This window comes from Afifella sp. JA880, from assembly GCF_025379905.1.
In the GTDB taxonomy this organism is placed as follows: domain Bacteria; phylum Pseudomonadota; class Alphaproteobacteria; order Rhizobiales; family Afifellaceae; genus Afifella; species Afifella aestuarii.
This window is the reverse complement of record NZ_JAOANH010000001.1, coordinates 251,781-265,678: the sequence shown is the minus strand read 5'-3', so window position 1 is coordinate 265,678 and position 13,898 is coordinate 251,781. Positions and strand designations below refer to the sequence as shown.

The window sequence follows — 13,898 nt, the reverse complement described above, 5'->3', positions numbered from 1 at the left end:
TGTCCCGCGGACTGAGACGCCGGCGGGACAGGATATCGTCCGTCTTACTTGATGACGGGCAGTTCCGGCGCCGTCTCACGTGTCTCCAGCGATGCGCCGACGAGCTTGAGCAAGGCTTCCGGATCGTCTTCCGCACCCACTAGAGCCGAGAGAGGCAGCGGCGCCCGCGGCGCCAGCGTCAGAACCAGTGTGTTCCCGCTTTCCAGGAAGTTCTTGAGAGGGTCCGCCAAAAACTGGGCGATCTTCGGCGGAACCGCGGTGCCAATCAGGAACGGCAGCGCACCGACGATTTGCTCTTTGTACTGCTCGGCCGGCTGACCCTGCTTCTCCGCGGCCAAGGCGAACGACCGATCGATCAGCGAGTGGTCGGTGAGCGCGAGGGTCATTTGCTCCAAACGCAGCTTCGACAGGAGTGTGAAGATCGCTGTAGGGTCATCGCTGTTCTCTATCTGCTGCATCATCAGATCGAGAACCCACTCCTCGGTGAGACCCGTAAGCTTCGCGCCGAATCGCAATCCCGCCGCGTCCGCGACCTCTAAAGCCGTGGTCGTCTCCAGTCTTCCATCTTCGCTGAGCTCGCTCGCCCCATCGAGGTCGATGTGGAGTCCGTCATAGCCAAGGCCGTCGAAGATAAGGGCCGACTTTGGATCTCGGCGCCAAAGAGCGCCTGGCAGGAAGAGATCGGAGATTTTGAGCTGCCCCCGCTCAGGCAGAAGTCGGTCCGAAGGAACGCTCTTCGTCTGTATGCGATCGACCGAGACCGCCATAATCCGGCTCTTGCCAACGGCCAGCCCCTCCATGTCGAGACTGCCGATCTGCGGCGCCATCTGGAAGGGAAGGGTGGCAAAAGCCCGTCTCTCTTCCTCCGTCAGTGAACCGGTTTCGGCCTCTTCCAGAGCGGCAAAGGTCTCCGGGTTCGGCAGCGGAAAGACGAGATCGTTGAGCGCAAAGCGGTCGAGCTTCATATAAGAGTCGGGAAAATCCGACTGCAACGCGGTTCCCCAGGCCCGCTCGAAACCATCTCGGGTGAGGTTTGAGACGCCGATCTCGGCAATCTCTGTGCGGCCCGCCTCTTCGCCAGTCTTTTCCACGACCAGCCCGTGCAACTTGAATTCGCCAAGCCGCATTGCGTCAAAGAAAGTCGTGAGGGCTTCCACCGCCTGCTGGTCGTCGATGTCTCCATCGGTTTCGCGATCCGCCTCTCGCATGGCCTGCTCGAGGGTCGCGATGTAGGGTTCGTCCGGGCGCCGCGTTTCGATGTCGGACAAGGCCATATCATTGATGGAGACCCGCACGCCCTCCTCGGTCGTGATGCTGAGGCCCGCATAGGAGATCTCAGCGAAGGCATTCTGCCATTCCTTGCGCGCGTTGCCGTCAGATCCGGTGACATCGTCGGAAAGGAGAAGCAGCACGCTGTTGAAATTTGTCTTCTCGACGTTCACCGAAGCGATGCGCGCCGTGGCGGGATCGTCGCCCTCCGTGCGCATCGTGATCGGACCGACCGACGAACGGGCGATAACACCGTCCTTCCAATCTTGGAGCTCAAACCCTTCATAGGTGACGCTCTGCTTCCGCACTGTCGTCAGGCGCGGCAGGACCACCTGATGCAGTTCCGGAATCTCGGCGTGTTCAACCGACACTTCGGAAAGACGCTGATACAGCGTCCGCAGCGACGAGAAGGGGCGGTCCTGATCAAAGCTCAGATCCGCGAGGGTCGGCACGGCGATCCCGGTCATGGAAAAGACCGGGGCCTCGAAGGCCACATCTTCACCAACGACGCTTATCCCGGCCCCCTGAATGCCATCGGCCGAGAGCCCTCCTGCAGCCTCGCGGGGCTGGTCCAGCCGCAGCTCATCGAAAGTAATGTCGAGCGGCGGCTCGGTGCGAACGAAATGCACACCGGTTCCCACGACGACGTCGTCATCGCTGGCGATGCTGCCGACACTCGCGCTCCAGCCGGGAACGCCATCGAGCTCGCTGACGAGGTCACGGAACACCTGCTCGCCGACCGGATCCGCCAAGGCTCCGGTCGGCGGCAGCACGGTCAGAGCCAAAAGGAGCGGTGTGCGAACAGAAAAGAAACAACGCATAAAACTATCTCTCGGCTCTGACGGGTCTGCAGTTAGCGGCTTTGGTTTGCGGTGACCGAGATGTTCAAGACATCCGGAAGCGTCTGCGGCGCGGAGCCTGCAATTTGAAGGATCTCGGCGCCAGACATGGGCTCATCCGGAGCGATCGTGACGGTCAGCGACTGCGGATCGCGAAGGAACGTGCTGACAGCGTCAGAGACCTTTTTCTGGAAATCGGCGTTCTGCATAGCGCTCAGCATGAAGGGGACCGCGGCCGCCAGCTGCTCGGCGTATTTGTCGCCATCCATGCCCTGCTGCTTGCCGTAAAAGTCGAGAACGCGCCCGGTCAGCGAATCGTCTTCGTAACGCAGCGTGAAGTCAGACACATTCATCGTGGCAATGCCCGCCATCGGCTGGGCAGCAGTTTCGGCGCCCGGCATCGCGACGTTGCCGAGATTGCCATCGATCATCAAAGTGCCACCGTCTTTCAGGGTGAGCGCCACCTTGTCGAGCTTCAGATCCTGGCTTTCGGGATCGCGCGAACCGGCCCATTCTATGTTGAAAGCGAGCTCGTCGTAGCCGAGATCGGAAGGCTTCATCTTCTGGTCGGCCGGAACGTAGCTCCCGGGGACCACGAGATCCTCGACGCTGCCCTGGCTCGTCTGCGGCACGCCGTCGACGATATCCTCGCTCGTCATCGTGAACCCGGACACCGTCACGGGCTCGTTGCGGTCTTTCGGTGTGACGCTGACGTCGCTGCCGACAAGGCGATGGAAGAGCAGGCCCGGGGTTTCCTGCTCAGCTTCCGGCGTCTCGCCAAAAATCGCTTCTTCAAGCCTGACATTGCCGATCGTGCCGGTCGCATCGCCGGAGAAAGTGCCTCCGTCGAAGACGATTTCGTCGGCCGTGTAGCCGTCGTCTTCCTCGGCCACGCCGGTCAGGGTCACCTCGTCGAATGCGATCACGGTGCCGCCGTCCTTCGGCGTCAGCGTGAGACCGTTGATGGCGACCTCATCGCCACTGCCCGATACGTCCCCCTCATGGGAGACCGTCATCTTGCCGCCTTGCGCCAGGGTCGCTTCAAACGATTTGGCGACGGCTTCCGCATCCTGAGCGAAAGCCGTGCCGGTGAGGCTTAGGAAACCGGCAGCGAGAGCCGGAATGACCAGGGGGGTATGAACGCGCATAGTTGTCCTTTGCGGTATGGAATCATGCGGCGCATCATGCTGCGCCGTTTGCCGAGGGCAAGTGCACGCTCTCACATCGGGTCGAGACAACAATACGGCAAGGTCAGCACTTCATTTTGACGTAGGAACCTGGAGCGTCCTCGAGCGGCTGGAGCTTGCCCCCGCCGATCTCACGGGCATCCACCCGTTTGTCGTCCAGTGTCTCGATCCAGCGCTGCCAATCCGGCCACCAGGAACCGGGCTTCTCTTCGGCCTTCTCCATCCACGCTTCGAGGCCGCCCTCGGCGTTTCCGTCGATCCAGTATTGGTATTTGTTCTTCGCCGGCGGGTTGATGACGCCCGCGATATGGCCTGAGCCTGTAAGGACGAAGCGCACGGGTCCGCCGAAAAACTGGCTGCCGAAAAACACAGATTTTGCCGGTGCGATATGGTCCTCTTTGGTGGCGAGATTGTAGATGGGGATCGTCACGCGGCTGAGATCGAGCGTCTTGTCGCCGATCTTCATGCGCCCCTGCGAGAGGTTGTTCTCGAGATAGCAGTTGCGCAGGTAGAAGGAATGGTTCGCCGCGGGCAGGCGGGTGGAATCGGAATTCCAGTAGAGAAGGTCGAAAGGCAGCGGCTCCTTGCCGAGCATGTAGTCGCTTACGAAATACCGCCAGATGAGGTCGTTCGATCGCAAAAGATTGAACGCCGTCGCCATCTTCGAGCCGTCGAGATAGCCCCGCTCGGCCATGTCTTCCTCGAGCGTTTCGATCTGCTCCTCGTCGGCAAACAGTTTCAGATCGCCCGAATAGGTGAAGTCGACCTGGGCGGCGAACATCGTTGCGCTCGCGATCCGCTGCTTGCTGCGTCCCTTTGCGAGGTAGGCGAGGGCGACGGCGAGAAGGGTGCCGCCGACGCAATAGCCGATCGCGTTGACCTTGCGCTCGCCGGTGGCGCGCTCGACGACATCGAGGGCATAGAAAATGCCCTCCTTCATATAATGCTCGAAAGTCTTGTCCGCGTGCCGCCGGTCGGGATTGACCCACGAAACGACGAAGACCGTGTGGCCCTGTTCCACCGCCCAGCGGACGAAACTCTTCTCGCTGTTGAGGTCGAGAATGTAGAATTTGTTGATCCATGGCGGCACGATCAGGAGCGGGCGTTTCAGAACGCTCTTGGTCGTCGCCTCGTACTGAATCACCTGGCAGAGCTCGTTCTGGGCAACGACCTTTCCAGGCGTCGTGGCGATGTTCTCACCGATCTTGAAGGCCCTAGCGTCGGTCTGGCGCACGCGCAGATCGCCTTTGCCGGCAGCGATGTCTTCTGCCAGCATGTGCATGCCTCTGACCAGGTTCTCCCCGTTGCTCTCTGCGGTGGCGCGGAGCACTTCGGGGTTGGTCATGGCGAAATTTGAAGGCGACAGCGCGTTGGCGATCTGCTGCACGTAAAAGCGTGCTTTCTGACGTGTGTGCGGATCGACGTCCTCTGCATCCTCCACCAGGTCCTCGGCCCAGCGCGAGGTTGCGAGATAGAGTTGTTTCAAGACGTCGAACATCGGGTTTTGCGACCAATCCGGATCGGCAAACCGCTTGTCGGCCACGGAGTCCTGCTGACTGTCTGCGCCATCGCCCATGGCTTTGCGCAGGCCGCTGTTCCAGATCGACAGATATTGTGCCCAGAGCTTGGTCTGCGCTTCGATGGTTCGCGTCGGGTCGGACATCCAATATTGCCCGACATGGCTCATCGTCTTCATCACTTCGGCCGTGTGTTCGGCGAGCTGGTCGGCCCCCGTCTGTCCCGTTTCGCGAGGGCGCAGATAGGCCGCGAGCGCCTTTCCGCCTTCCTCGAAGGCACGCGCCATATTGCGGGCAAAGACTTCCGGATCGGCCGCGATGTAAGAGGTGGGCAGCGGCTTGTCTGGCCGTTCCTCTGTGACATCCTCCCGCTCTTTGCGTGATTTTTTCTCCGCCATCCTGACACAATTACCTTATTAGGGGTGATCCGAGCGCCTTATGCGATATAGCACAGCAGCCAGCTCCTTCGAACTCAGCAAGGCCGAGAGCGTCAATTGCGTTTCCTAGCTCAACACTGTCATCAGAATCGCTCACATCCCGTTGGCGGATTGAGAGGGCTGACCGTTGCTGCCCTCGCACTCTTCGCGCTGACCGCCTGCGAAAGCCCCGCTCTCACAGGACTTAAGGAGAGCAGCACGCCGCCGCAAAGGCCGAGCGACCCTCAAAAGGCGGCGGCATACGACCGCACGGTCGCAGAAATCCGGGCACGCGCCGCCGCCGAAGACGCGAATCCTCAAGAGTTTCCGGGCGTGTTCGACACCGCCGTGCCGCCGAGTATGCTCGTCAGGCCGACCCGGAATGTCGCCGAATTGAAGGCCGAGCTCGAACAGATTGCCGCCGCTCGCCGCGGTGCCAATGGCCGCAGGCAGCAAGAACTCGCTGCACGAGAGGCGGAGTTGCGGCGCCTCGTTCAGCAAAATCAAAAAGAGACGGCTGAGAAAATTCGCGAAAACTCTACAAACGTACAATAACCTCGCGACAGCGAAGCTGGCATAACCAATCCAGTCTTCGCCTGCAAATGGATGAAGGACAATGGACGAATTTCACAAGATCAAACGGCTGCCACCCTATGTTTTCGAGCAGGTCAACAGGCTCAAGGCCGCCGCTCGAGCCAGTGGCGCCGATATCATCGATCTTGGCATGGGCAATCCAGATCTTCCGACGCCGGCCTTCATCATCGAGAAGCTGATTGAGACCGTTCAGAAGCCGCGGACAAATCGCTATTCGGCCTCGAAAGGAATTCCGGGACTTCGCCGCGCGCAAGCTGCCTATTACGAACGCCGCTTCGGCGTAAAGCTCGATCCGGAACGCCACGTCGTTGCGACGCTCGGCTCGAAGGAAGGCTTCGCCAATATGGCCCAGGCCATCACCGCGCCGGGCGATGTCGTCCTCGTTCCCAACCCGAGCTATCCGATTCACGCTTTCGGCTTCCTGATGGCGGGCGGCGCGATCCGGCACGTGCCGGCCGAGCCGGGACCGGAGTTTTTCCAGGCGCTGGAACGGGCCGTGCACCATTCCATCCCGAAGCCGATTGCCGTCATACTCTGCTATCCGTCCAACCCGACGGCGCATGTCGCGGATCTCGAATTCTACCGCGACGTCGTCGCCTTCGCCCGCCGCAACGACATCTTCGTTCTGTCCGATCTTGCCTATGCGGAGATTTATTTCGACGACAATCCTCCGCCGTCGGTCCTGCAGGTGCCGGGTGCGATGGACGTGACCGTCGAATTCACGTCGTTGTCCAAAACCTTCTCGATGCCCGGCTGGCGGATGGGTTTTGCCGTCGGCAACGAGCGGCTGATCGCGGCGCTCGCGCGGGTCAAATCCTATCTCGACTACGGTGCGTTCACACCCATTCAGGTGGCCGCGGCGGCAGCGCTCAATGAGGAAGCCAGCCCGGCCGATGAAGCGCGGGAGATCTACAAGAGCCGGCGCGATTGTCTCGTTGAATCGTTCTCGCGTGCAGGGTGGGACATTCCGGCGCCTGCAGCATCGATGTTCGTATGGGCGCCGTTGCCGGAGCGGTTCCAGGGGGTGAGCTCGCTGGAATTCTCTAAGCTCTTGATCGAGAAGGCGGATATTGCCGTTGCTCCAGGCATCGGCTTCGGCGAACATGGGGACGGCCACGTCCGGATCGCGCTCGTGGAAAACGAGCAACGCATCCGTCAGGCGGCTCGGAACCTTCGGCGTTTTCTTGCCACGGCCGATGAAACGTTGCACAACGTCGTCCCGCTCAAGGCGAACGCCTGACAATTACCAATTCTCTCCGGGAAGGCATCCATGGATCAGCCGCTCAGGCTCGGACTGGCCGGGTTGGGCACGGTCGGCACATCCGTCATTCGGCTTCTTCGAGATCATGAAGAGGCGCTGACGGATCGTGCTGGACGGCCGTTGCGGCTTGTCGCCGTCTCCGCGCGCAACCCGAACAAAGACCGGGGCATCTCGCTCGATGGGCTCAGCTGGCACAGCGATCCCGTCGCACTTGCCTCGTCACCGGACATCGACTGCTTCATCGAGCTGATCGGTGGCGAAAACGGCGTCTGCCGCGAGGCGACGCGTGCGGCCCTCGATTCCGGAAAGTCGGTGGTGACGGCAAACAAAGCCCTTCTGGCAAAGCACGGGCTTGAACTCGCGGCCGCCGCAGAAAAGGGTGGCGGCGTGCTCGCCTTTGAGGCCGCAGTCGGCGGGGGCATCCCGATCGTCAAGGTGCTGCGAGAGGCACTGGCCGGCAATCGCATCACGCGTCTGTTCGGCATCTTGAACGGCACCTGCAATTACATCCTGACGCGAATGGAAGCCGAAGGGCTGAGCTTCGAGCAGTGTCTCGCCGACGCGCAGGAGCTTGGCTACGCAGAAGCAGACCCGAGCTTCGATATCGACGGGCTCGACGCGGCCCATAAGCTGGCCATTCTCACCTCTCTGGCGTTCGGGGTAGAGCTCAACAAAGACGCCATCTTCGTGGAAGGCATCGCGTCGATTACGGCCGAGGATATCGCCGCCGCAGAAGAGCTCGGCTACCGCATCAAGCTTCTCGCCGTCGCCCAGGAAACGGACAGCGGCATCGAACAGCGCGTGCATCCGACAATGCTGCCGAAGAACTCGCAGCTTGCACGGATCTCCGACGTCACCAACGCGGTCGCGGTCGAAGGCGACTTCATCGGGCAGGTGGTCCTATCGGGCCCCGGAGCCGGTGGCGACGCGACGGCCTCCGCCGTCGTTGGCGATATCGTCGATTGCGCTCGCGGCTTTCGTGCGCCGCCTTTCGGGCGTCCTGTCGCAAGCCTCAAACCGTATGAGCGAGCCCGGATGCGGGCTCATGCCGGCGGCTATTATCTGCGCTTGTCGGTGCCGGACCGCGTCGGGGCTTTCGCGGCGATCGCGCGCGCCATGGCCGATGGCGGCATCTCGCTCGATTCGATCGTGCAGAGAAATCGTCCCGCGGGCGCCGCACCGCGCGGAAATCGCGATGATCTCCGTTCTATCACCATCATCACCCACGATACGACCGAGCAGGCCGTGCGTGACGCATTGGGCCGTATCGAGGGGGAGGGTGACATTGTCGGCCGGCCCCAAATGATCCGGATTGAGGCGCTGTAAGCGCCAGAATTTTGAGGGAGGGCTAAATGGCCGATATCGATTTGTCCGCAATGGACCGCGTTCTGACTTTGGAGCTGGTGCGTGTGACCGAGCGCGCCGCCGTTGCGGCCGCGATGATGCGTGGCCGTGGCGATGAAAAGGCGGCCGATCAGGCAGCTGTCGACGCGATGCGCAACGAACTGAACCGCCTGTCGATTCGGGGCCGTGTCGTCATCGGTGAGGGCGAGCGCGACGAGGCGCCGATGCTCTTCATCGGCGAGGAGGTCGGCAACGGCGATGGCCCTGAGGTCGATATCGCGCTCGATCCGCTGGAAGGCACGACGATCTGCGCAAAAAACCTTCCCAACTCGCTCGCCGTCATTGCGATCACGCATCGCAACGGCCTGTTGAATGCGCCCGATGTCTACATGGACAAGCTCGCCATTGGCCCGGGCTACCCGGAAGATTTCATTGAGCTCGATATGCCGCCCGAGGAAATCGTGCGCCGTATCGCCAAGGAAAAAGACGTCCGTCCGCACGAGCTTACGGCATGCGTTCTCGACCGGCCGCGTCATCAGAAACTGATCGAGGCGGTGCGTGAGACGGGTGTAGCCATCCGCCTGATCGGTGACGGCGATGTTGCCGGCATCATTCATACGACTGATCCAGAGACGACCGGGATCGACTTCTACATCGGCTCGGGTGGCGCGCCCGAAGGTGTTCTCGCAGCCGCCGCGTTGCGCTGCATGGGCGGACAGATCTGGGGACGTCTCACGCTCGATACGGACGAAAAGCGCGCGCGCGCCGAACGCATGGGGATCAGCGAGCCGCGCAAGATCTACTCGACGGAAGACATGGCGTCAGGCGACGTGCTCTTTGCGGCTACGGGCGTGACAGATGGCAATCTTCTGCAGGGCGTGAGCTTCCGCCGCGGCGTGGCCATGACCCATACGATCGTCACCCGTTCGCATACGGGCACGCAGCGCTGGGTTCGCGCCAAGCACATCGTTGAGGACAAGTTCGAATTCATCGACTGATCCGTAACAGTCGCGCAATGCGGCGGCTCCACGCCCGCCGCGTCGCCGCCAGAAAGGCGGGAACCGCCATCGCGAGCCGGTCGTGTCACGGTGGCGGAGCGCGGGCTCCAGCCGCATAATGCCCGCATGTGGGGTCGACCCGAATCATCTCTCGACTTGCAGACGCCGAGCTTCTGTCTCGGCGTCGATGCGTCTCTCAAGGGCCGCGCCTGGCGCATGCGCTTGGATGCGCGCGGTGAAGCCGCGGCCACGGCTCTCGCGCAACGCACCGGCTTGTCCGAAAGCATCTGTCGCGTTCTTGTTGGACGCGGCATCTCGGACGATGGTGCGGAGGCGTTTCTGGGCCCGTCGCTGAAGACGGACATGCCGGACCCATCCTGCCTCATGGATATGGATCTGGCTTCCGGGCGTCTCGCCGATGCCACCGAGCGCCGCGAAAAGGTGGCAATCTTCGGCGATTACGACGTGGATGGTGCGACCTCTGCAGCCCTTCTTTCGGACACGCTCTCCGGGCTGGGGGTCACGACCGAGATCTACATTCCCGACCGCCTGATCGAAGGCTATGGACCGAACCCTGAGGCCATCGACCGCCTCATCGATGCGGGTGCACAGCTGATCGTCACCGTCGATTGCGGCGCGACGAGCTTTGAAGCTTTGGAGCGGGCACATGCGCGTGGCGTCGATGTCGTCGTCATCGACCATCATCAGATGGGGCTCGATCGACCGAAGGCCGTCGCTCTCGTCAATCCCAACCGGCAGGACTGCCTGTCGGGCCTCGGCCATCTTGCAGCGGTCGGTCTCGTCTTCATGACGGCTGTCGCGCTCCTGCGGGAATTGCGCCGTCGACGCTACACTGGGGCTCTGCCGGATCTCCTCTCGGGCCTCGATCTCGTCGCGCTTGGCACGATCTGTGATGTCGTTCCGTTGACGGGCCTCAACCGGGCTTTCGTGACCAAGGGTCTCGTTGCGTTACGCCATGGCGGCCGCCCGGGATTACAGGCGCTCGCCGCCGCGGCGCGCCTCAAAGGACCTGTCGAAACCAGCCATTGCGGCTTTCTCCTCGGACCGCGCATCAATGCCGGGGGACGCATCGGTGACGCCGGTCTCGGCGCGCGGCTCCTGACGACGCGGGACGCCGCCGAGGCCGAAAGCATTGCCGCCACGCTCGAACGCCTGAACGCAGAACGCCAGGCGATCGAGGCAGAAGCTGTCGCTGAGGCCTGTGCGCAGGCGGATGCCGCCATCACACGGGCGGGCGAAACGCCGTCCATTCTCGTCGTCGTCGGTGAGACCTGGCATCCGGGCGTCGTCGGTCTCGTTGCCTCGCGCCTCAAAGAACGCTTCCAACGTCCGGCGCTCGCCATCACCTTTGATGGGCCGAGCGGAAACGGCACGGGGTCTGCCCGCTCGATCGCGGGCGTCGATCTCGGAGCAGCCGTTCGCGCCGCACTCGCCGCTGGATTGCTGGAAAAAGGCGGCGGACACAAAATGGCGGCGGGAGTGACCGTTCGCAGAGAGAAGCTCGATGAGCTGCAGCGGTTTCTGATTGCAGAGCTCGAAGCTCCCGTCGAGACGGCGCTCATCGATGATTGCATGAAGATCGACGGCCTCATCACCGCCGATGGGGCGAGCCGGGAGTTCTTTGCCGAGATAGAGAAATGCGGCCCCTATGGCGCCGGGCACCCGTCGCCGGTGTTCGTATTGCCCGCCCATCGCATTGCCTATGTGGATACCGTCGGCAACGGACATATCCGTCTCGATCTCCGCTCCAAAAGCGGAGGGCGGATCAAGGCGATGGCATTTCGCGAAGCTGAAACCCCGCTCGGCCGCGCGCTTCTGTCGTCAGGCGGGGAGGCGATGCATATCGCGGGCACGCTTTCTCTGAACCGCTGGGGCGGACAGGAGAAGGTGGAAATGAAGCTTCTCGACGCAGCGCCGGCCTAGAGGCCGATGGCGAAATGACCTCGCCTCAGCCAGCCGATTTTCCTTGTCCGATACTACGACGGTTCGAAAATGCCGGCCGTCCGTATGCCTGCGCGAGAACAATTCTCTAATTCTATCTATGATGCTACCCTACCGGCTAATTTTCGGGGGGCGTCACATGCTGAAAACCTTGTTCTCAAGCGCTTGTCTTATCACTTTCGGGAGTGTCGCGCAGGCCGACTGCTTCGACGGTCTCGGGTGCACCGACATGCATCGTTTCGAGCAGGGCGCGTTGCGCACGATGCGTTGCAGCGACCTCTGGTATATCCGGAACCGGGTTTTCGACGAAAACGGCTATTGCTTCAGCACCGCGCGTGGTCGGGCCAACTTCGACAATTCCGATTGCTGGGAGCCGGATCAAAGCCGCGTCAGAATGAGCGCGATCGAGCGCGCTAACGTCGATGCGATCGTTCGCGCCGAGCGAGCGCTTGGCTGCCGGTAACAACTGCCAAGCAGTCACCCGTCGACGAGGGTACTCGTCGGCTCACGCTTTCAGGCGTTTGGCATGCCACGCGAGATGGTCCTCCATGAAGGTGGAGATGAAATAATAGGAATGATCGTAGCCCGGCTGCATTCGAAGGATTAGCGGGATGCCGCCCCCCGCGCAGGCTTTCTCGAAGAGCTCGGGCCTCAGCTGCTCGGCCAGAAAATTGTCGCCCGTCCCCTGATCGACCAAGAATTCCGGAAAGCGCGCGCCGTCGGCGATGAGAGCGCAGGCGTCATACTGCCTCCAGCTCTGTTCGTCCCGTCCGAGATAGGCGGGCAACGCTTTCTGGCCCCAAGGCACGTCGATCGGTGCAACGATTGGAGCGAAGGCCGAACACGCCAAGTAGCGGTCGGGATTTTTGAGCGCCAGCGTCAAAGCTCCATGCCCGCCCATCGAATGGCCGAAGATCGATTGCCGCTCGGGATCGACGGGGAAGTTCGCTGCAATCACAGCCGGAAGCTCGTCCCGGATATAGCTTTCCATGCGGAAATGCCGGGCCCACGGGTCTTCCGTCGCGTCGAGATAAAAGCCCGCGCCCTGACCCAGATCATAGGCGTCGTCATCGGCAACGCCCTCTCCGCGGGGAGAGGTGTCGGGACAGACGACGATCAGGCCGTGTTCCGCGGCCGCTCGGCGGTATTCGCCCTTTTCCATGACGTTGGCATGGGTGCAGGTGAGCCCTGACAGATAGGTGACAACAGGGCAGGGCGCGACCTTCGCCTGCGGCGGAACGAAGACGGCGAATGTCATCTCGGTTCCGGTCGCTTCAGAGGCATGGCTGTAGACGCCCTGCGTGCCGCCATGAGCGGCCCAGGTCGAAATGGTCTTCACGGGGATCTCCCTTGGCTGCGGCGACGGACGCCTCAATAGACGACGACGCTGCGGATCGATTCGCCCGCATGCATCAGATCGAAGCCGCGGTTGATCTCTTCGAGAGACAATAGGTGGGTGATCATCGGATCGATGTCGATCTTTCCCTCCATGTACCAGTCGACGATTTTGGGAACATCGGTCCGCCCCCTTGCGCCGCCGAATGCCGTGCCCTTCCAGGTGCGGCCCGTCACCAACTGAAAAGGCCGCGTGGAAATCTCCGCACCCGCAGGTGCCACGCCGATGACGATCGACTGACCCCAGCCACGGTGCGCCGATTCGAGGGCCTGGCGCATGGCCGTGACATTACCGGTGCAGTCGAAGGTGTAGTCGGCCCCGCCGATCTGGTCTGCGCCGCGCTTCGTCAAGTTCACGAGATAAGGGACGAGATCCTCGCCAATCTCCTTCGGATTGACGAAATGCGTCATGCCGAAGCGCTCACCCCATTCCTTTTTGGAATTGTTGAGGTCGACGCCGATGATCATGTCCGCCCCGACGAGCCGCAGCCCCTGGATGACGTTAAGGCCGATCCCGCCGAGGCCGAAGACGATGGCCGTGGCCCCAGGCTCGACTTTTGCAGTGTTGACGACGGCTCCGACGCCTGTCGTGACCCCGCAGCCGATGTAGCAGATCTTGTCGAACGGAGCGTCCTCGCGGACTTTCGCGACCGCAATCTCCGGCAGCACGGTGAAATTCGCGAAGGTCGATGTGCCCATGTAATGGTGCAGCGGCTTGCCATCGATGGAAAACCGCGAGGTCCCGTCGGGCATCAATCCCTGGCCCTGCGTGGAACGGATCGCCGTGCACAGGTTGGTCTTGCGAGACAGGCAGGAGGGGCATTCGCGGCATTCGGGCGTATAGAGCGGAATGACGTGGTCGCCCTTTTTGATGCTCGTGACGCCCGGCCCGACATCGACGACGACGCCGGCACCCTCGTGCCCCAGAATCGACGGGAAGAGCCCTTCGGGGTCGGCGCCCGACAAAGTGAATTCGTCAGTGTGGCAGATTCCGGTCGCCTTCACCTCGACGAGCACTTCGCCCTCTCTCGGGCCCTCGAGCTGAACATTGGTGATTTCGAGGGGTTTTCCGGCCTCAAAGGCCACCGCTGCGCGAACATCCATATTGGGATCTCC

The 13,898-nt window shown here is 61.9% G+C and carries 11 protein-coding genes; 6 read left to right on the top strand and 5 right to left on the bottom strand.

All coding sequences use genetic code 11. The features are described from left to right. Positions 1 to 44: 44 nt before the first annotated feature. The 3 genes from NYQ83_RS01310 to NYQ83_RS01300 all read right to left on the bottom strand — a co-directional run bounded on the left by NYQ83_RS01310 (position 45) and on the right by NYQ83_RS01300 (position 5,210). Entirely contained in the window at positions 45 to 2,090 is a 2,046-nt protein-coding gene (locus NYQ83_RS01310) for a hypothetical protein (RefSeq protein ID WP_261211647.1), read from the bottom strand. Positions 2,091 to 2,122: 32 nt separating this feature from the next. Beyond that, positions 2,123 to 3,256 (bottom strand): hypothetical protein, encoded by a 1,134-nt coding sequence (locus tag NYQ83_RS01305; RefSeq protein ID WP_261211644.1) that lies wholly within the window; start codon positions 3,254 to 3,256, stop codon positions 2,123 to 2,125. A gap of 103 nt (positions 3,257 to 3,359) precedes the next feature. Beyond that, complete coding sequence (locus tag NYQ83_RS01300) at positions 3,360 to 5,210, bottom strand: PHA/PHB synthase family protein (RefSeq protein WP_261211643.1); 1,851 nt, start codon at positions 5,208 to 5,210, stop codon at positions 3,360 to 3,362. A gap of 96 nt (positions 5,211 to 5,306) precedes the next feature. Here NYQ83_RS01300 and NYQ83_RS01295 point away from each other — a divergent pair, with 96 nt between their 5' ends. From NYQ83_RS01295 to NYQ83_RS01270, 6 genes are all read left to right on the top strand, one after another. Next, positions 5,307 to 5,783: a hypothetical protein gene (locus tag NYQ83_RS01295; RefSeq protein WP_261211641.1), complete on the top strand. Its 477-nt coding sequence runs from the start codon at positions 5,307 to 5,309 to the stop codon at positions 5,781 to 5,783. Between the two features lie 61 nt (positions 5,784 to 5,844). Further along, positions 5,845 to 7,062 (top strand): LL-diaminopimelate aminotransferase, encoded by a 1,218-nt coding sequence (locus NYQ83_RS01290; protein WP_261211639.1) that lies wholly within the window; start codon positions 5,845 to 5,847, stop codon positions 7,060 to 7,062. A 30-nt stretch (positions 7,063 to 7,092) separates the two neighbouring features. Further along, on the top strand, positions 7,093 to 8,409 hold the full coding sequence (locus NYQ83_RS01285; protein ID WP_261211637.1) for a homoserine dehydrogenase: 1,317 nt from the start codon (positions 7,093 to 7,095) through the stop codon (positions 8,407 to 8,409). A 26-nt stretch (positions 8,410 to 8,435) separates the two neighbouring features. After that, entirely contained in the window at positions 8,436 to 9,425 is a 990-nt protein-coding gene (glpX, locus tag NYQ83_RS01280) for a class II fructose-bisphosphatase (protein ID WP_261211635.1), read from the top strand. 126 nt (positions 9,426 to 9,551) lie between these two features. After that, positions 9,552 to 11,369, top strand: a complete 1,818-nt coding sequence (gene recJ / locus NYQ83_RS01275; protein ID WP_261211626.1) for a single-stranded-DNA-specific exonuclease RecJ — start codon at positions 9,552 to 9,554, stop codon at positions 11,367 to 11,369. A 157-nt stretch (positions 11,370 to 11,526) separates the two neighbouring features. Continuing rightward, on the top strand, positions 11,527 to 11,850 hold the full coding sequence (locus NYQ83_RS01270; protein WP_164879708.1) for a YARHG domain-containing protein: 324 nt from the start codon (positions 11,527 to 11,529) through the stop codon (positions 11,848 to 11,850). A 42-nt stretch (positions 11,851 to 11,892) separates the two neighbouring features. Here NYQ83_RS01270 and fghA read toward each other — a convergent pair whose 3' ends face one another. Continuing rightward, positions 11,893 to 12,726: an S-formylglutathione hydrolase gene (gene fghA / locus NYQ83_RS01265; RefSeq protein ID WP_261211624.1), complete on the bottom strand. Its 834-nt coding sequence runs from the start codon at positions 12,724 to 12,726 to the stop codon at positions 11,893 to 11,895. A gap of 32 nt (positions 12,727 to 12,758) precedes the next feature. Beyond that, a complete protein-coding gene (locus NYQ83_RS01260; protein WP_261211623.1) occupies positions 12,759 to 13,886 on the bottom strand; it encodes an S-(hydroxymethyl)glutathione dehydrogenase/class III alcohol dehydrogenase in 1,128 nt (375 codons plus the stop codon). Positions 13,887 to 13,898 lie beyond the last annotated feature (12 nt).